12 protein-coding genes, 3 tRNA genes, 3 rRNA genes, 1 pseudogene and 1 riboswitch are annotated in these 18,160 nt (G+C 44.8%); of the genes and pseudogenes, 14 read left to right on the forward strand and 5 right to left on the reverse strand.

Annotated elements, in window-relative coordinates:
* Nucleotides 1-24 precede the first annotated feature (24 nt).
* The 5 genes from AC0VYA_RS06460 to rrf all read left to right on the forward strand — a co-directional run bounded on the left by AC0VYA_RS06460 (nt 25) and on the right by rrf (nt 5,474).
* A 16S ribosomal RNA gene (locus tag AC0VYA_RS06460) occupies nt 25-1,557 on the forward strand.
* Nucleotides 1,558-1,660: 103 nt separating this feature from the next.
* Nucleotides 1,661-1,736, forward strand: a tRNA-Ala gene (locus AC0VYA_RS06465).
* Nucleotides 1,737-1,754: 18 nt separating this feature from the next.
* Nucleotides 1,755-1,831: transfer RNA gene (locus tag AC0VYA_RS06470), tRNA-Ile, on the forward strand.
* Nucleotides 1,832-2,210: 379 nt separating this feature from the next.
* Nucleotides 2,211-5,095 (forward strand): 23S ribosomal RNA (locus tag AC0VYA_RS06475).
* A 263-nt stretch (nt 5,096-5,358) separates the two neighbouring features.
* Nucleotides 5,359-5,474: ribosomal RNA gene (rrf, locus tag AC0VYA_RS06480) — 5S ribosomal RNA — on the forward strand.
* The 16S, 23S and 5S rRNA genes sit together here with 2 tRNA genes alongside, the layout of an rRNA operon.
* A 907-nt stretch (nt 5,475-6,381) precedes the next feature.
* Here the strand turns inward: rrf and AC0VYA_RS06485 are convergent.
* Complete coding sequence (locus AC0VYA_RS06485) at nt 6,382-8,538, reverse strand: tRNA(Met) cytidine acetyltransferase TmcA (RefSeq protein WP_475490447.1); 2,157 nt, start codon at nt 8,536-8,538, stop codon at nt 6,382-6,384.
* A 67-nt stretch (nt 8,539-8,605) separates the two neighbouring features.
* Here AC0VYA_RS06485 and AC0VYA_RS06490 point away from each other — a divergent pair.
* The 9 genes and pseudogenes from AC0VYA_RS06490 (at nt 8,606) to rimI (ending at nt 15,544) form a co-directional block, all read left to right on the forward strand.
* A pseudogene (locus tag AC0VYA_RS06490) lies at nt 8,606-9,005 on the forward strand (acyl-CoA thioesterase).
* Nucleotides 9,005-9,910 carry a hypothetical protein gene (locus AC0VYA_RS06495; RefSeq protein ID WP_475490448.1) on the forward strand — a complete coding sequence of 302 codons (906 nt, stop codon included), beginning with the start codon at nt 9,005-9,007 and terminating at the stop codon, nt 9,908-9,910. The pseudogene AC0VYA_RS06490 and the gene AC0VYA_RS06495 overlap by 1 nt, the downstream one beginning before the upstream one ends.
* 86 nt (nt 9,911-9,996) lie before the next feature.
* A riboswitch (TPP riboswitch) is annotated at nt 9,997-10,101 on the forward strand.
* A gap of 74 nt (nt 10,102-10,175) precedes the next feature.
* A complete protein-coding gene (locus tag AC0VYA_RS06500; RefSeq protein WP_475490449.1) occupies nt 10,176-12,239 on the forward strand; it encodes a TonB-dependent receptor in 2,064 nt (687 codons plus the stop codon).
* Between the two features lie 15 nt (nt 12,240-12,254).
* Nucleotides 12,255-12,512 (forward strand): hypothetical protein, encoded by a 258-nt coding sequence (locus tag AC0VYA_RS06505; protein WP_011574192.1) that lies wholly within the window; start codon nt 12,255-12,257, stop codon nt 12,510-12,512.
* On the forward strand, nt 12,512-13,159 hold the full coding sequence (gene pnuC / locus AC0VYA_RS06510; protein ID WP_011574193.1) for a nicotinamide riboside transporter PnuC: 648 nt from the start codon (nt 12,512-12,514) through the stop codon (nt 13,157-13,159). Before AC0VYA_RS06505 ends, pnuC begins: the two co-directional genes overlap by 1 nt.
* Nucleotides 13,137-13,976 carry a phosphotransferase gene (locus AC0VYA_RS06515; RefSeq protein ID WP_475490450.1) on the forward strand — a complete coding sequence of 280 codons (840 nt, stop codon included), beginning with the start codon at nt 13,137-13,139 and terminating at the stop codon, nt 13,974-13,976. Before pnuC ends, AC0VYA_RS06515 begins: the two co-directional genes overlap by 23 nt.
* 73 nt (nt 13,977-14,049) lie before the next feature.
* A tRNA-Trp gene (locus AC0VYA_RS06520) sits at nt 14,050-14,126 on the forward strand.
* 439 nt (nt 14,127-14,565) lie between these two features.
* The gene (locus AC0VYA_RS06525; RefSeq protein ID WP_475490451.1) at nt 14,566-15,105 is read left to right on the forward strand and encodes a hypothetical protein; all 540 of its coding nucleotides are present in this window, start codon (nt 14,566-14,568) and stop codon (nt 15,103-15,105) included.
* A complete protein-coding gene (gene rimI, locus AC0VYA_RS06530) occupies nt 15,098-15,544 on the forward strand; it encodes a ribosomal protein S18-alanine N-acetyltransferase (RefSeq protein WP_475490452.1) in 447 nt (148 codons plus the stop codon). Before AC0VYA_RS06525 ends, rimI begins: the two co-directional genes overlap by 8 nt.
* A 54-nt stretch (nt 15,545-15,598) precedes the next feature.
* Here the strand turns inward: rimI and AC0VYA_RS06535 are convergent, their stop codons facing one another.
* From AC0VYA_RS06535 to AC0VYA_RS06550, 4 genes are all read right to left on the reverse strand, one after another.
* Nucleotides 15,599-15,853, reverse strand: coding sequence for a helix-turn-helix domain-containing protein (locus AC0VYA_RS06535; RefSeq protein WP_006993853.1), 255 nt, complete (start codon nt 15,851-15,853; stop codon nt 15,599-15,601).
* A gap of 286 nt (nt 15,854-16,139) precedes the next feature.
* Nucleotides 16,140-17,027, reverse strand: coding sequence for a hypothetical protein (locus tag AC0VYA_RS06540; RefSeq protein ID WP_475490453.1), 888 nt, complete (start codon nt 17,025-17,027; stop codon nt 16,140-16,142).
* A 78-nt stretch (nt 17,028-17,105) separates the two neighbouring features.
* A complete protein-coding gene (locus AC0VYA_RS06545) occupies nt 17,106-17,816 on the reverse strand; it encodes a hypothetical protein (protein WP_475490454.1) in 711 nt (236 codons plus the stop codon).
* Entirely contained in the window at nt 17,816-18,082 is a 267-nt protein-coding gene (locus AC0VYA_RS06550) for a helix-turn-helix transcriptional regulator (RefSeq protein ID WP_006992269.1), read from the reverse strand. Before AC0VYA_RS06550 ends, AC0VYA_RS06545 begins: the two co-directional genes overlap by 1 nt.
* Nucleotides 18,083-18,160 lie beyond the last annotated feature (78 nt).

Genomic DNA, 18,160 nt, shown 5'->3' on the forward strand with positions numbered 1-18,160 from the left:
AAAAATTCATGTTCGATAAATATTTAATTGAAGAGTTTGATCATGGCTCAGATTGAACGCTGGCGGCAGGCCTAACACATGCAAGTCGAACGGTAACATTTCTAGCTTGCTAGAAGATGACGAGTGGCGGACGGGTGAGTAATACTTAGGAATATGCCTTTGTGTGGGGGATAACTATTGGAAACGATAGCTAATACCGCATAACGTCTTCGGACCAAAGGGGGCTCCGGCTCCCGCGCAAAGAGTAGCCTAAGCGAGATTAGCTTGTTGGTGAGGTAAAGGCTCACCAAGGCGACGATCTCTAGCTGTTCTGAGAGGAAGATCAGCCACACTGGAACTGAGACACGGTCCAGACTCCTACGGGAGGCAGCAGTGGGGAATATTGCACAATGGGGGAAACCCTGATGCAGCCATGCCGCGTGTGTGAAGAAGGCCTTCGGGTTGTAAAGCACTTTCAGTTGTGAGGAAAGGTTAACGGTTAATACCCGTTAGCTGTGACGTTAGCAACAGAAGAAGGACCGGCTAACTCCGTGCCAGCAGCCGCGGTAATACGGAGGGTCCGAGCGTTAATCGGAATTACTGGGCGTAAAGCGCACGCAGGCGGTTTGTTAAGCTAGATGTGAAAGCCCTGGGCTCAACCTGGGAATTGCATTTAGAACTGGCAGGCTAGAGTTTTGGAGAGGGGAGTGGAATTCCAGGTGTAGCGGTGAAATGCGTAGATATCTGGAGGAACATCAGTGGCGAAGGCGACTCCCTGGTCAGTAACTGACGCTCATGTGCGAAAGTGTGGGTAGCGAACAGGATTAGATACCCTGGTAGTCCACACCGTAAACGCTGTCTACTAGCTGTTTGTGGATTTAATCCGTGAGTAGCGAAGCTAACGCGATAAGTAGACCGCCTGGGGAGTACGGCCGCAAGGTTAAAACTCAAATGAATTGACGGGGGCCCGCACAAGCGGTGGAGCATGTGGTTTAATTCGATGCAACGCGAAGAACCTTACCTACTCTTGACATACTAGAAACTTTTCAGAGATGAATTGGTGCCTTCGGGAATCTAGATACAGGTGCTGCATGGCTGTCGTCAGCTCGTGTCGTGAGATGTTGGGTTAAGTCCCGCAACGAGCGCAACCCCTGTCCTTAGTTGCCAGCCTTAAGTTGGGCACTCTAAGGAGACTGCCGGTGACAAACCGGAGGAAGGTGGGGACGACGTCAAGTCATCATGGCCCTTACGAGTAGGGCTACACACGTGCTACAATGGCGAGTACAGAGGGAAGCAAACTTGCGAGAGTAAGCGGATCCCTTAAAGCTCGTCGTAGTCCGGATTGGAGTCTGCAACTCGACTCCATGAAGTCGGAATCGCTAGTAATCGCAAATCAGAATGTTGCGGTGAATACGTTCCCGGGCCTTGTACACACCGCCCGTCACACCATGGGAGTGGGTTGCAAAAGAAGTAGCTAGTTTAACCTTCGGGAGGACGGTTACCACTTTGTGATTCATGACTGGGGTGAAGTCGTAACAAGGTAACCCTAGGGGAACCTGGGGTTGGATCACCTCCTTACTATTAGGTTAGGCCTCATCAGGCTGAGTGTTCACACAGATTGTTTTGTTGTTAGTAAAGAAGAACCGAGAGACTCTTTAAAAAGACTGATGTCGATTTAAGAGGGGCTATAGCTCAGCTGGGAGAGCGCCTGCCTTGCACGCAGGAGGTCAGCAGTTCGATCCTGCTTAGCTCCACCAAATTGCTTGCGCAATAATAGGCTTGTAGCTCAGCTGGTTAGAGCGCACCCCTGATAAGGGTGAGGTCGGCAGTTCAAGTCTGCCCAAGCCTACCAAATCTTTCCTACTCTGCGTTATGTAGTTCGTCGTTTAGCAGGCTAAACGTCCTCACTACATGCCTTGATTAGAAAAGATTGCAGCGGCATAGGAGACTCGGTTTTAGTAGAAAAGATTAGCCTTAATCAATGTGTACTGATTCAGTATTTATTGATTAGGGTTTTTTAAACCCTACGTGAATGCGTGCAAACGCAAACACATGTTCTTTAACAATATGGAAAGCTGATAAAAGTAATCAAAACTAAGAGAACTCTTTAAGAGCTTACTCTATCTGATTTGAAAATGAATACTTGTCACGCATGCAGAGTAGATATACTGATAACTTCGGTTATGAGTAACGTCTATACGTCAAATATTAAAGGTTATTTGGGGTTGTATGGTTAAGTGACTAAGCGTATACGGTGGATGCCTAGGCAGTTAGAGGCGATGAAGGACGTGTAAGTCTGCGAAAAGTTGTGGGGAGCCGACAAAATGCTTTGATCCACAAATGTCCGAATGGGGAAACCCACCGCTTCGGCGGTATCATGCAGTGAATACATAGCTGTATGAGGCAAACGAGGGGAACTGAAACATCTAAGTACCCTTAGGAAAAGAAATCAACCGAGATTCCCCTAGTAGCGGCGAGCGAACGGGGATTAGCCCTTAAGCTAATTATGAGCGAGTGGAAGGTGTTGGAAAGCACAGCGATACAAGGTGATAGCCCTGTACACGAACGCGAATTTTAAGTGAAATCGAGTAGGTCGGGACACGTGTTATCTTGACTGAACATGGGGGGACCATCCTCCAAGGCTAAATACTCCTAACTGACCGATAGTGAACTAGTACCGTGAGGGAAAGGCGAAAAGAACCCCTGTGAGGGGAGTGAAATAGAACCTGAAACCGTATACGTACAAGCAGTGGGAGCAGACTTGTTCTGTGACTGCGTACCTTTTGTATAATGGGTCAGCGACTTATATTTTGTAGCAAGGTTAACCGAATAGGGGAGCCGTAGCGAAAGCGAGTGTTAACTGCGCGTTTTAGTTGCAAGGTATAGACCCGAAACCCGGTGATCTAGCCATGGGCAGGTTGAAGGTTGAGTAACATCAACTGGAGGACCGAACCGACTAACGTTGAAAAGTTAGCGGATGACTTGTGGCTGGGGGTGAAAGGCCAATCAAACCGGGAGATAGCTGGTTCTCCCCGAAAGCTATTTAGGTAGCGCCTCGGACGAATACCACTGGGGGTAGAGCACTGTTAAGGCTAGGGGGTCATCCCGACTTACCAACCCTTTGCAAACTCCGAATACCAGTGAGTACTATCCGGGAGACACACGGCGGGTGCTAACGTCCGTCGTGAAGAGGGAAACAACCCAGACCGCCAGCTAAGGTCCCAAAATTATTGCTAAGTGGGAAACGATGTGGGAAGGCTAAGACAGCTAGGAGGTTGGCTTAGAAGCAGCCACCCTTTAAAGAAAGCGTAATAGCTCACTAGTCGAGTCGGCCTGCGCGGAAGATGTAACGGGGCTAAGCAATATACCGAAGCTGCGGACGCAAAGTTTACTTTGCGTGGTAGGGGAGCGTTGTGTAAGTGGCTGAAGGTGAACTGAGAGGTTTGCTGGACATATCACAAGTGCGAATGCTGACATGAGTAACGATAATGCGGGTGAAAAACCCGCACGCCGGAAGACCAAGGTTTCCTGTCCCATGCTAATCAGGGCAGGGTAAGTCGGCCCCTAAGGCGAGGCAGAAATGCGTAGTCGATGGGAAACGGATTAATATTTCCGTACTTGGTATATCAGTGATGGGGGGACGGAGAAGGTTATGCAAGCATAGCGTTGGTTGTCTATGTGAAAGTGTGTAGGGTTGAATCTTAGGTAAATCCGGGATTCTACATGCCTGAGACACGAGACGAGATTCTACGGAATTGAAGTTGCAAATACCCTGCTTCCAGGAAAAGCCTCTAAACTTATGATATATCGAACCGTACCCCAAACCGACACAGGTGGTCAGGTAGAGAATACTAAGGCGCTTGAGAGAACTCGGGTGAAGGAACTCGGCAAAATCGTACCGTAACTTCGGGAGAAGGTACGCCCCTGTTTGTGATTGAACTTGCTTCATGAGCGAATGGGGGCCGCAGTGAAAAGGTGGCTGGGACTGTTTATTAAAAACACAGCACTGTGCTAAATCGAAAGATGACGTATACGGTGTGACACCTGCCCGGTGCCGGAAGGTTAATTGATGGGGTTAGCGCAAGCGAAGCTCTTGATCGAAGCCCCGGTAAACGGCGGCCGTAACTATAACGGTCCTAAGGTAGCGAAATTCCTTGTCGGGTAAGTTCCGACCTGCACGAATGGTGTAACCATGGCCACGCTGTCTCCACCCGAGACTCAGTGAAATTGAAATCGCAGTGAAGATGCTGTGTACCCGCACCTAGACGGAAAGACCCCGTGAACCTTTACTATAGCTTGGCACTGAACATTGACCCTACATGTGTAGGATAGGTGGGAGACTTCGAAGCGTGAACGCCAGTTTGCGTGGAGTCAACCTTGAAATACCACCCTTGTACGTTTGATGTTCTAACGTTGTTCCCTTATCGGGAATGCGGACAGTGCCTGGTGGGTAGTTTGACTGGGGCGGTCTCCTCCCAAAGAGTAACGGAGGAGCACGAAGGTTGGCTAATCCTGGTCGGACATCAGGAGGTTAGTGCAATGGCATAAGCCAGCTTAACTGCGAGACAGACACGTCGAGCAGGTACGAAAGTAGGTCATAGTGATCCGGTGGTTCTGTATGGAAGGGCCATCGCTCAACGGATAAAAGGTACTCCGGGGATAACAGGCTGATACCGCCCAAGAGTTCATATCGACGGCGGTGTTTGGCACCTCGATGTCGGCTCATCACATCCTGGGGCTGAAGTCGGTCCCAAGGGTATGGCTGTTCGCCATTTAAAGTGGTACGCGAGCTGGGTTTAGAACGTCGTGAGACAGTTCGGTCCCTATCTGGTGTGGGCGTTGGATGATTGAGGGGAGCTGCTCCTAGTACGAGAGGACCGGAGTGGACGAACCGCTGGTGTTCGGGTTGTTTTGCCAAAAGCATTGCCCGGTAGCTACGTTCGGAATCGATAACCGCTGAAAGCATCTAAGCGGGAAGCGAGCCCCAAGATGAGTCATCCCTGGCAGTTTAACTGTCCTAAAGGGTTGTTGAAGACTACGACGTTGATAGGCAGGATGTGGAAGCGTTGCAAGGCGTTAAGCTAACCTGTACTAATTGCCCGTGAGGCTTAACCATACAACGCCCAAATGACTTTTTATATCGTTCTAGCGAACGAGTCGTGTTAAATGGCTTAAACGGAAGGAAACCTTCCTGACCATTTACCTACTCGCTAAAGTTAGAGCTGGATAAAATGTTTGAGTGTTGCATGTATGACAAGTATTTAATCAAGAGTAAGACTAAAGAGATTTAGCGATGATTACAGCCAGACCTGCAAGGGAACGGCATCAGCTTTTACATATTGATTTATTAAGCTACGGCTTGATAGATAACAGTTTATGTCTGGCGGCCATAGCGATGCGGCCCCACCTGATCCCATCTCGAACTCAGAAGTGAAACGCATTAGCGGCGATGGTAGTATGGGGTTTCCCCATGCGAGAGTAGCACACTGCCAGACTCCCATTTAGAATGAAGCCACCTATATCGGGTGGCTTTTTTCGTTTCTGCGCTGTAGAAAAAGCAACTGTAGTCGAAATCGCATTTTAAAGCTTGTTAACGAACTAGACGCCTAGGTGTCATACTTCCCTGTAGCTCAGCCCGACATCCATGTCGGTCGTTCAAACGGCTGAAGCGGTGCTCCACAGAGCCCCGTTTTCACCCATCAAGGGCATCTATAGTGCTTTGCATGAAAGCTGAAGAACAACCCATCCCTGGTGTTGCGCACCAGCCACGCCATCCATGGCGTGTCGTTCAGTCGGGCAAAGCTGCGCTTCGCAAAAGCCTCCGCCTTCACCCCCATGCGAGAGTAGCACACTGCCAGACTCCCATTACACGAAAAGCCCTGACCAAAAAACGGTCAGGGCTTTTTCGTATATGCGCTTCGCGCAAAGCGAATCAGCAATAAACCTCCAGGGAAGTATCAAATACGGTATAGACACGTCCATGATGAAGCATTCCCCGCGACAAAGTGGCAGCCACGCCTTCCTTGGCGTGTCGTGCGGCTGGACGTTGCTGTGCAACTAAAGACACCAGCCTTACCCAGACTTCCATTTAGAATGAAGCCACCTAACCGGGTGGCTTTTTTCGTTTCTGCGACACAGAAAATACCAAAGGCAACCGAGACTACACCTCTAAGGTGGCTTCATCCTAAGCGCTGTCGCGCAAAGCTACGCTTCGCAAAAGCCTCCGTCTTCACCCCCATGCGCGGCATCCGATGCGACATCCGTGTTGCGACAATGCCTTCGCGCCAAAGCGACTCAGCAACAAACTTTCAGGGGGTATCAAATACGGTCTAGACACGTCCATGATGAAGCATTCCCCGCGACAAAGTGTCAGGTTTGAGCTCTATGCTAGGTGTAGGGATGCTAAATACTGGCTATCGCCTTTCTTATATATGTATTCAGTTCTTTTTTGCCGTTTAAATTAAATTCTATGACTAAATCTTGGGTCGATTTAAATTGTATTAAGGCAGCTACAAGGATTTCAGTTTCCTTGGTAAGGGTATTAGCGCTATTTACTTTAGTTAGTTTGTTCAAAACGTATTTTGCTAATAACTGAGAGAAAGGCATGTAAGGAGAGGTAGATGCAATAAATTGCTCAACCCGATACCGAGTGCGCGTACAGCTCTCTTCTGGCTGGCAGTACGTTAACAGGTTCGTGAGCAAAGATGTATCCATGCTTCTGTGATAACGGGAAGCGTGGTAAATAAGTTCTTCACCAAATTGCAGTGATAGTTTATTTAATAGGGTAGAAGTAGTCGGACTTAAGGATTTACCCACAATCAGACTAACTTCGCCGCTTGAAGCGTCTCGCTTAAAGCCAAGCTTTAAAGGAACGTAGTCATTATGCCCCCAGAATTTTAGTAAATTTGTGGTTGCTCCAAATGAACTTGTGATTAACGGTATGTCATGTTCAATCGCGGATGATTCGACGAACTTTAACAATGTGCTTGCGATGCTTGTGCGTCTATAGTCTTGACTAACCGCTATTCGTACAATCCGCCATTGCTCATACGTTACGAATTTGTCATCTGCGGTATGTAAGGCCAAGTTTTGGGAGACTAAATGACCATTTACTCTTCTATGACCTAGCAGTATTTCTTGTGATATATCTGCTAAGGCGCTTCCTCCCTCTAAACAAATTAACGCAACGCCGATGACATCCTCGTTGAGTGTACAAACATACACTCGTTGTTCAGGGGCGTCGAGTAATCTGAATAAGTCATCAGGACTCGTTTGATAATGCGCGCTGATAAGCAAAGAGAATATTTTTGACAATAGATCTGGGGAGTCAACCAGTCGCTTCTTAGATACTTCTTGGCACTTAAATTCGTTTAACCTCATGGGGGAGGTTTCCCGGTTTTCAGGTATCTTATTCTGCCCAGTATCTTGGCTTTGTGGCTGGGCGTGTGAACTTGAATTGGAGTCTTGCATGATAAAAACAGTAAACCAAAAATGCTCTAAACAGTCATTTACATACCAACGTATCGGCGTGCTAAGAGTTAGGCTTTTCCAACCTTTGTGCGCAGTTTCTAAGTATGGCTTGAAACGTAATTCAAATCCTCTACCTGCGCCCTCATATCCATGGACAGTTGAGCTTAAAACAACCCTAGGATATGTATCTAAAAGTGTTTTTAAAATAGAGGGGGGGATTGCAGCAGCTTCATCAACAAATAGTAGGTCTGCGTGGTAACACCCCGACACCAATGCGTCAGGTGCTACAAATTCTAAACTCCCATTCTTATTCGAGGTGCTTCGTTCTGGCGCGGTGGCAAATGCAAATACTTGTTCGACATTATGCTTAGTCGGGGCAGTAATGAGGATCCTTTTTTCTTGCTCTAACATTAAAGCTCGTGCAGCCCGACCAAGCGCCGAGGACTTGCCTCGACCTCTATCTGCAGTGACCACCAAGGGGCGATTTCTGTGTCCAGACGCAGCTTTGATAATGCTACTAACAACCTTATCTTGCTCTAAAGTCGCGCTATCTAGTTGTCGATTAAGGTGCTCTGGCGCAATGACGGCATTGTGTCCACGAAACGAAGATGGGGTAATAACAACCGTGTTCTGATCTTTTTCAATTATCGATATCAATCGGTTGATAAACCGACTTGGCTCCAAGTATTGAGCATAGCCGTATGAGTAACGTTTTTTGGAAAGGGGATCGGTATATTGAGACCAGCTTTTCAGCTCAGGGCAAATTAAAATCATTAACCCATTCGCTTTGATAGTGCCGCTATAGGCCATAAGTGCATTTGCACTTAACCCCGAGTAACAGTTATAGATAAGAGTGTTATATTCTCTGCCTAAGTGTTGACGATAATCTACGCTATTAACCTCTTGGTAAGTACGAGGGGCATCACCTACCCACAGATGCTTACTCGCAAGAGACTCGACATTAATAAGTAAGTTTTCAGCCTGCTTTTCAGCCCACTCTTTAGCACCGCTCACAATCACCAATTGGCGGTGAAAAACATGGCTTTTCCGCTGTTTAACCCAAGCTTCTATTTTAAAGTGTAAATCCACGCTGATATTATCTGTACAATAAACTCGAAATTATCGCCAGTTTAAGCAATGTTACCAAGGAATACGAATGCGCTTTTTATCAAGACGATTAGTGATGCCCAATGATCTTAATTATGCCAACTCATTGTTCGGGGGCAGGGCACTGGAATGGATAGATGAAGAGTCTGCGATATACGCAATTTGTCAGCTAGAAACGAATCAATTAGTCACCAAACACATTGGTGAAATCAGCTTTGAATCACCAGCGTTACAAGGTGACGTAGTGGAGTTTGGGCTAGAAACCAAAAAGGTGGGCCGTACTTCAATTACGGTTACTTGCTTGGTGAGAAATAAAGAAAACGATCTGCTTAGCAGACGACATTGTATTTGTTCGTGTTGATCGTGAAACACGCTTGCCCGTCGCCCACGGTAAAACGTTTGATGAGCTGCAAGAACGAGCAAGGTTAGAAATGAAGGGACTGACTTAATGGATCTAGGTTCTTTCTATCGTGTTGCCGAGCTTCCGCGATTTACCGGAAAAATTTGGCTTGCGTTTGCTATAAGTTTTATCTCGATAAATAGTTGTGCCGTAGCGGGGCAATCAGATTATTCAATTATTGAAAGTCATTCTTTACCGAGTGAATTAGAAGAAAGCTCGGCATTGTATTGTGCCGGTAAAGATCAAATTTACAGTATTAATGATTCAGGCAATGCGCCTATTATTTTTCAACTAAGTGATGACGGCGATATTTTGTCTCTGCGCAGCCCAGCCAATGTCAAAAATAAAGATTGGGAAGCCCTGACTGCAGATGACGAATTTTTCTATGTGGGTGATATAGGCAACAATCGAGGGACACGGAAAAATGTATTTATATACAAGTTACCCCGAAATGAAATGGATAAAGCGAAAACCAAAAAACTTAGTGTGTCTTACGAAGGGAATAATCACAAAGCAAACGAGTCGCTTAATCATGACTTTGATGCAGAGGCGTTAGTCGCTGTGGGTGATGACTTAGTCTTATTTTCAAAAAGCTGGCGTACCGATGTTCTCAACGTGTATCTGGTAGATAAAAATGAAAGTAAACAAAAACTCAGCGCTCACATCTCAGTAAAAGGCATTCCAGGTGTGATCACCGGTGCGGATTACGACAAAATGAACGAGCGGTATGTCTTGGTTGGTTATCCTTCGAAACGCGTAGGCTTTGGTGATCCATTTATAGTGCTACTAGATAAAAATTTCACATTAATTGAAACCATACCGTTACCAGGGTACGGGCAGGTAGAAGGTGTGTGCGCTCATCCATCTGGGCAAATTTGGTTTACTCAAGAATCTTCAATTTTTAGCAGTAGTAAATTAGTTAAGTTAAAACTAGCGAGTCATAAAGCGACCTAACGTCATGTTTATGCGAATAATCAGCGCTTGCGCTGGATGACAGTATTGCTACACTGTCGCCGTTAACACTGTCGAGATTCATTTTGTTAACTACCAAGGGGTGCCGAAAGGCTGAGATTTGTCTCTTAAGAGATATGACCCTTACACCTGATCCGGATAATACCGGCGTAGGAATGGTTATTTCGTTCGCATTTCAAAAATGTAAACATCTCCCATTTATCTGCCGCAAAGCCGGATCTTTTCAACCTTTACTGAAGAGATCCCAATGAAGTTTTGTTCTACCTTACTTGCTCTATCCATAGCATCAAGTTTCGCCAGCCACGCTGATGAGTCCAAAGACATTGAACGTATTACTGTTAGCTCAGATTTTCGCCAGCAAGCGTTAATGTTCATCCCTGCAAGCGCAACCATATTAAGCGATTCACAAATTGAAGCTCGCCAAGCGCAACACCTTGAAGATATTTTAAATGTTGGCGCCAATATCAACTTTGCCAGTGGTGCATCTCGCGGGCGATTCATTCAAATTCGCGGTATCGGTGAGCGCAGCCAATTTTCAGAGCCAAGTAACCCATCTGTTGGATTTCTAGTGGATGACTTTGACTTCTCTGGTATTGCAGGTGTGGGCACGTTGTTTGATGTGGAACAAGTTGAAATTTTGCGCGGCCCACAAGCGACCGAGTTTGGGGCGAGTGCCATGGCTGGGGTTATTAAGGTTAAAACCGTTGATGCCGGACCGGATCAAAGCGGTAAATTATCATTTTCACTTGCCGAGCGAAATACATGGAGTGTAGGCGGCGCTTACGGCAATGCCATAACGGATAATTTATTCTATCGTGTGGCGGTTCAACAGTTTAAGAGTGATGGTTTTGTACAGAATACTTTTTTAAATCGTGACGACACCGATAACCTAGATGAATTTACCTCAAGAGTAAAACTGAAATATCTGGCTGCAGATTGGTTGACCTTCGACCTTAATTATCAATATTTCGATATAGATAACGGTTATGACGCGTTTTCTCTGGAAAATACTCGAGAATCACGTGCTGATGAACCTGGTTTCGACCGCCAAAAAACTCATGCCCTAGGCCTGAAAACGGAAATAAACACCGAGCTTACGGATGTTTTTGTTATTTTGAGTCAATCAGATTCAGATATGGGCTACAGCTACGATGAAGATTGGACATACGTCGGCTTTCATCCTGACGAGTATTCTTCCGTAGACAGCTATTTCAGAGAGCGCGATACAGATAACGTTGACATACGCTTTTTATCAAACGAAAACTCAACTTTATTCAATGGCTCAACTCAATGGTTATTTGGCTTGTATTCAAAATCCATGGATGAGAGTTTACTGCGCCAATACACCTATGCAGACGGTGACTTTACAAGTCGTTATCAACAAGACAACCTCGCCGTATATTCGCAAGTCGATACCGAACTGTCTGACACCCTTAGTTTACGCTTGGGCCTTCGCGCCGATCGTTTTGAAATAGACTACAGCGATATAAGCGGTTTCACCCAAAGCAATGATAAAACGTTGATCGGCGGTAAAGCTGTGCTTGATTATAGTATCGATAGCGCCTCTGTTTATGCCAGCGTATCAAGGGGCTACAAAGCCGCTGGCTTTAATCCAGATGAGCGGGTCAGCTCGGACAAGCGTATTTATCAACCTGAGTACAATTGGAACTACGAAATTGGGGTAAAGGGCAACTTTATCAATTACGACGCCTTTATTCGCATGGCAGTTTTCTACATGGACCGTGAAGACACCCAAGTCAGTGATTATGATGTACAAACTCGTGAAGACGGTAGCGCCACATTCATTGACATCATAGGTAATGCTGATACAGGCACTAACTGGGGTTATGAATTAGAGTCAGGCTGGCAAGTAAACGACAGTGTATATTTGCACGCTAATTTCGGTTGGCTTGATGCCACTTTTGAAGATTATACCCTAGCCGATGGCTCGGTTGTTGATAAGCAAGACCAAGCCCAAGCACCAAACTACACCTTCAATATTGGCGCCAATGTGCAATTGTCTGAGCAAGTCAGTTGGACGATAGACGCAGATGGTAAGGACGAATACCGCTTTTCTGACGGTCACGACGAAAAGTCACCATCTTATGTGTTGGTCAACACCGCGATGCGTTTTGATGTACAAGACTGGTCGTGTTCTGTGTGGGTAAAAAATGTGTTTGACCGAACTTACTACGTCCGTGGTTTTGGTGGATTCAACAATGACCCACGAGAAGGTTACGCCACTCCGGAGCCCTATTATCAACTGGGAGATGGCCGTCAAGTGGGCATCAGTGCTCAATACAACTTTTAGCAAGAGGAGCTAATAATGAAATTAGTCGCAGAGATTTCAATGTACCCGTTAAACGAACAGTACCTTGAGCCGATCCAAACTTTTATCGACCGCTTGAATGAATACGGTCACTTGAAGGTAGTCACCAGTGCTACCAGTACTTTGGTGAGCGGGGACTATTTGGCAACCATGCAAGTACTCGCTAAAGAAATGCAGCGCAGTCATCAGGAAGTCGGGCAGGCAATATTTGTATGCAAGTTCCTAAATGGTGACAAAATGAGCAGCGATGTGTAATGCAAGGCTTAATCGAGCTGTTCAATAATATTGCTCAGCAGTTTGTTGCACTACCTTGGCTAGAAGCAACGGCTTGGTTAGAAGCAACGGCGGTAATACTCGCTGTTGCTTATGTGTGGCTAGCAGCGAGAGAGAATATCTGGTGCTGGCCTTGTGCACTGGTAAGCACTGGCATTTATACTTGGTTATTTTGGGAAGTTTCGTTGCTGTTTCATACCTTACTGAACGCCTATTACTTGTTAATGGCGGTATATGGTTGGCAACAATGGAAGCAGCGTGAAGATGACGAGATCCCCATTCAAAGTTGGTCTATTCAAAAGCACCTGGTGCGATTAGTGTTATTAACGTGTATCGCGTTTGGTTTGACCGTTTTTGCTAGCATGTGGTTGGACTCTCAATACCTTTACCTAGATGCTTTTATCACAGTGTTCAGTGTTTACACCACTATGATGGTCGCGCACAAAGTGTTAGAAAACTGGCTTTATTGGATTGTGATCAATAGCTTTGCCTGTTACTTGTATTTCGCGAAAGAGATGTATCTAACGGGGGCACTTTTTATTTTTTATGTGTTATTTGCGGTATATGGTTATATCAATTGGCGCCAACAGCATGTAGGTAGGCCTTATGCCCCATCGGCATCAGCTTAACTCAGCTGTATTGGCTGAGCTAACGAGTCTAGCGCTCTGCCGAGATGGATTTAGCGTAAGGCCAGTTCAAAAGGCCGGGGCGGTTAATACAAGTTATTGTTTAACCACTGCTTCTGGTCAATTTTTTATGAAAATGTTCGAATCTGATCAGGTAAACCAACTTGATCGTCAACAGCTATTCGATATTCAAAAAGCGGTCTGGCAGAAAGGGATGGCCTGTGAGCCGGTCTATCTGTCAACGGCCGCTGGTTTTCAATTAGATGCTTGGGTACAAAGTCATACTTTGGAAAACAGCACTCTGAGCGAAGACATTAAAGCGCATCAGTTGGCTGATGCATTGCATCGCATTCATAGCTTAGATATTGAAGGGCACAGACTGAATTTACCTGCACAGTGGGCAGGCTATCTATCACAATTGCCGCAGCAACAAAATTGGAAAGAGCGCGAGGAAGCGCAGGGGTTAGCGAGTATTTGGTCTGCTACACTGCCCCATGATTTAGTTTTTTGCCATAACGATTTGTCATTTCAGCATGTCACAACAGAACAATCTAACCTGATATTCGATTGGGAATATTGCGCGTTATCAAATCGTTACTTTGACTTAGCGGCTTGCATCGAAGTGAATAATCTCAATTTTGAGGTTCAAACTTATTTGCTATCAAGATATGCACAAAATACGCAGTTACCACTGCCGTTAGTATTACAAAAGACCACTGAAATGCTTCCGTTAGTTAATCTAACGAGTCGTCTTTGGTACGCTGTAGCAAAGAAAATAACCGCCTCACAATGTCATACTGCCGATAAAATAAGCGGTTGAACCTAAACCTGATATTTTAGCTACAAAAGCACTTTACCTTTTACCCTTGTTACGTATAATTCAGCAGCTCAGCAGGGGTGTAGTTCCAATTGGTAGAACAGCGGTCTCCAAAACCGATGGCTGGGGGTTCGAATCCCTCCACCCCTGCCAATTTTTCAGATCCACTCTTCAGTCATATCTCCCATGAATTCAAAATAACTTTTTTACCCGATTGGAGGGTGCGAATCCCCATGGGGTTTGACAAATCGTCTGGAACCACTTGTGCCGAACATCGAGTACCGCGCAGCGCCGTTTACGGTCAGGTACAGGGAAGTACGTGAGTACATCCCTCCACCCCTGCCAATTTTCAGCTTCACTCTTCAATCATATCCCGCATGAATTTAGAATACCCTATTTGCTCTATTCCAGGGTGAGAAGCCCTAAGGCGTCTGACAAATTTCCTACACCTTATTGTTAGCCACATCTCAAACGACTTAGACATATGGATTTACCCCGCTGAGAGATGAGAAGTACAATGGGATTTGATAAATTGCTACCAATTAACGACTGGTGCCCGCCTTCTTTTAAGATATCGTGATAATCTATGCCCATGAATACTAAAACAACACATACACTGACTTCGTATCAACACGCTGTTCTTGGCGAGATGGGCATTGTTGCCTGGTACCCTCAGGGCTCAGAGCCTAAAGCTAGCCAGCTAAGCTCGCAAGATTCAATTCGTTCAGATATCGACCCTGCAAAAACTAATGACAGCAAAAAGACCAGCTCAGTACCTGATGCGATAAAGCGCCTTAAAACTCAATCCGCCGCAACTTCAACAACAGCATCGACATTAGATAAAAAAATAGTGCCGAACAGTTTCGTTCTAGGTGTGGGACTAGCCGAATTGCCTGAAAAATTCTTGAATGATATTTTATCTAGCATTGGTATTTCAAAACAAAATTACGAGCAGATAGCAGATGCTCAGTGTACTCAGTACGACGGGTATCCATTCGCGTGGCAGGTTGGTGATGACGTGATGTTAGAGGGGAGATTACTAACAACCCCTGCATACGGAAACGGTTTCTCATCTTCTACTAAAAAACAGCTGTGGGCGACGTTATCTGGTTTCAAGCACAATAATGACTGATTTAATTCAGCTCAATCAAGATAACTACCGATGTGCCTATGCCATCCATTGCCAGGGGCACACTCACCCTTGGTCTGAACCTGTGTTTGCTGATTGCTTGACCGATAATTATCAAGCCTATGCGTTATTGCAAGACGACATGTATGCAGGCTTGTATGTTGGATTATTTGTGCTTGATGAAGCCACTTTGATGGACATAGCTGTTGGTGAAGCGTTTCGCGGTCGAGGGCTAAGTAAGGTGTTGATGTCACATTTTTTAGCATTGTGCGTAAATAAACACATGCATTGCGTTTGGTTAGAAGTTCGGGCATCTAATGTTGCCGCAATAGGCTTATATCAAGCATATGGTTTCGAGAAAATTGAGTGTCGTAAAGACTATTATGAAACGCAGGATGGACGAGAAGACGCGTTGATGATGAAGTTAGTACTGGGTGGCTAAACTTAAACTACATTGATAATCGATGAAGCCCTTGCGGGCTTCACATCGAAAACATTATCTACGAGCTGAAGAAATGTTTAACTGTTGAGTAGGATCTTGACGTTCGATCGCTAGCTTAACAAACTTAGATGAGTTGTAGTTACAACCTACGCACATGGCAATGAACTGATTCATGCTAGGGCTACCAATTTCTTTTTCCCAGTTTTCATAGGTCTTACGTGTTTTAACGTTAGCAAGCTTTGCCATTTTAACCGTGGTTAAGCCAGCGTCTTGTCTCATTTTTCTTAGATCTGCACCTGTGATATACATGCTTTTATTCCTCATAATTTTATTGAAACTACAACAGAGCTAAAACAGCATATAAAAAAACTCTGTTTTTCTATTGTCAGGCGCAGTGTATGCCAACAAATGTGGATTGGATTCCACAAGGTGAATTAATTTCACATTATTTGAGGGGGCTATGGGCAGAATCGTTACCAGCGATTTATACAAGCGCGTGGAAAGTTAAGCCCCACAGAGTGAGGCTTAATCTACTTGATAAACTGATATGTCGTTAGTTTTCTTAGCTTATATCTTTGTTTTATTCAGCTAAGTGTTAGGCAAGAACTGGCGGTTTGCTTTTTCCAGTATTCATAGCAATGACGGGCGGTTTGCTTTTACCCGTATTCATAGCAAGAACAGGTGGCTTACTTTTACCTGTATTCATAGCAAGAACAGGTGGCTTACTTTTACCTGTATTCATAGCAAGAACAGGTGGCTTACTTTTACCTGTATTCATAGCAAGAACAGGCGGTTTGCTTTTTCCCGTATTCATGGCAAGAACGGGCGGTTTGCTTTTACCCGTATTCATAGCAATAACGGGTGGTTTGCTTTTTCCCGTATTCATGGCAAGAACGGGCGGTTTGCTTTTACCCGTATTCATAGCAAGAACTGGTGGCTTACTTTTACCTGTATTCATAGCAAGAACAGGCGGTTTGCTTTTATCCGTATTCATAGCAAGAACTGGTGGCTTACTTTTACCTGTATTCATAGCAAGAACAGGCGGTTTGCTTTTACCCGTATTCATAGCAATAACGGGGGGCTTGCTTTTACCCGTATTCATAGCAATGACGGGGGGCTTGCTTTTACCCGTATTCATAGTAATGACGGGTGGTTTGCTTTTTCCCGTATTCATAGCAATGACGGGGGGCTTGCTTTTACCCGTATTCATAGCAATGACGGGTGGTTTGCTTTTTCCCGTATTCATGGCAATAACGGGTGGTTTGCTTTTTCCCGTATTCATGGCAATAACGGGTGGTTTGCTTTTACCTGTATTCATAGCAAGAACAGGCTGTCTATTTCTCCCAGCCCCCATCTGTAGAGTATGAAGTTGGTCCCTGTTAAAAGCAGAGGAATAGGGCTGAGAAGAAAATGAAAGAGCAGGTTCGCTCGTAACAGCTAAGGAAATTACGCATAAAGTTAATGTATTTTTTAATAAAGTCATAAAACATCTCTCGAAATAATTAAATTGGCGACAGTTCGCGCTATTGATTATGTCGTGTTTGTATCGAGATGCGAAGTTTTAAGCCTTTAGAAGTTTTGGCAATAGTAATTTATAGCTTTCATTAAATATTGCCCAAATAGCTAGAGTGGCAATTCCATGCATGAAGTAAGCATTAGATGAATAGAAGAAAAGAAGATCTTTAAAATCGCCTAAATGTCTAATTAAGTATTCAATCACAATTGCAGATTGAATTATTATTGATAATCCATAGAGTCTATATATTGTCCAATCTAAATTTATCGAAGTAGCAGTCTTTTTTAGATAATACTCAGTTATGCTCACTCGTGAAAAAATAAGATTTCTGACCAGCAAATTTAAGCCTATTAATGACATGTGCCAGTATATTTGAGGAGCAGGGTATCCTTTTACTAGCCAATATGCCTCAGCGGCAAATATACTTAATGTAAATAGTAAAACGAACTTAGCAATGTGATCGTGGCGGAGGCGAAATGCAAGAATAAGACACATTCCATAAATAAAAATTTTTACTAGTTCATTATTTGATAAATATATCCAAGCTAACTCTTCAAGAATATGCTGAATCAAAATGATTAGTACGATACCGATAACATTCACGTCTTTACGGCAAGCGAAACCGGTAAAGAAAAGTATTCCAATAAATAGGCGGTCGAATAGAAGCGCATTACCAAACGTTAAAATACCTGCGGCGATAAAAAGCCCTCCAAAGAGGGCCGTTATTAGTTTAGGTAAGTACGCGCGCAATAGCATTAGGTATGATTGAAACCGAAATAATCCATAACAGTAGAAAAGAAAGATTCACGGGTTTGCTCTGATGCTTTTTGCCTGCACACTGCCCACCACTTACTAATTACTTCAACACCTATGCTATTCATGGTTTCAGGCTTTTCGTTTTCGATGGCTGACACAGTTTCCCGACTTATACCGACTCGTAACGCGAGTTCGCCTTGCGTGTATCCAGCTTCTTTGCGAAGTGATTTGAGTTGTACACCGCTGAACTTCTTTCTACGTGACATAGTAAGTTGGCTTCCTTCCTAAACATGATTTAATCGTACATTTAGTGGTTTTAGGGCTAAAAAGTTACCCTTCATTGT

The sequence above is a fragment of the Paraglaciecola sp. QJM3NY_14 genome (assembly GCF_056173245.1).

Bases quoted from the DNA above. Each gene is read 5' to 3' on its own strand.
- pnuC (WP_011574193.1), top strand. From the start codon at position 12,512: ATGCAAGGCTTAATCGAGCTGTTCAATAATATTGCTCAGCAGTTTGTT.
- AC0VYA_RS06550 (WP_006992269.1), bottom strand. From the start codon at position 18,082: ATGTCACGTAGAAAGAAGTTCAGCGGTGTACAACTCAAATCACTTCGC.
- AC0VYA_RS06545 (WP_475490454.1), bottom strand. From the start codon at position 17,816: ATGCTATTGCGCGCGTACTTACCTAAACTAATAACGGCCCTCTTTGGA.
- AC0VYA_RS06505 (WP_011574192.1), top strand. From the start codon at position 12,255: ATGAAATTAGTCGCAGAGATTTCAATGTACCCGTTAAACGAACAGTAC.
- AC0VYA_RS06495 (WP_475490448.1), top strand. From the start codon at position 9,005: ATGGATCTAGGTTCTTTCTATCGTGTTGCCGAGCTTCCGCGATTTACC.
- rimI (WP_475490452.1), top strand. From the start codon at position 15,098: ATGACTGATTTAATTCAGCTCAATCAAGATAACTACCGATGTGCCTAT.
- AC0VYA_RS06525 (WP_475490451.1), top strand. From the start codon at position 14,566: ATGAATACTAAAACAACACATACACTGACTTCGTATCAACACGCTGTT.
- AC0VYA_RS06535 (WP_006993853.1), bottom strand. From the start codon at position 15,853: ATGTATATCACAGGTGCAGATCTAAGAAAAATGAGACAAGACGCTGGC.
- AC0VYA_RS06500 (WP_475490449.1), top strand. From the start codon at position 10,176: ATGAAGTTTTGTTCTACCTTACTTGCTCTATCCATAGCATCAAGTTTC.
- AC0VYA_RS06515 (WP_475490450.1), top strand. From the start codon at position 13,137: ATGCCCCATCGGCATCAGCTTAACTCAGCTGTATTGGCTGAGCTAACG.
- AC0VYA_RS06540 (WP_475490453.1), bottom strand. From the start codon at position 17,027: ATGACTTTATTAAAAAATACATTAACTTTATGCGTAATTTCCTTAGCT.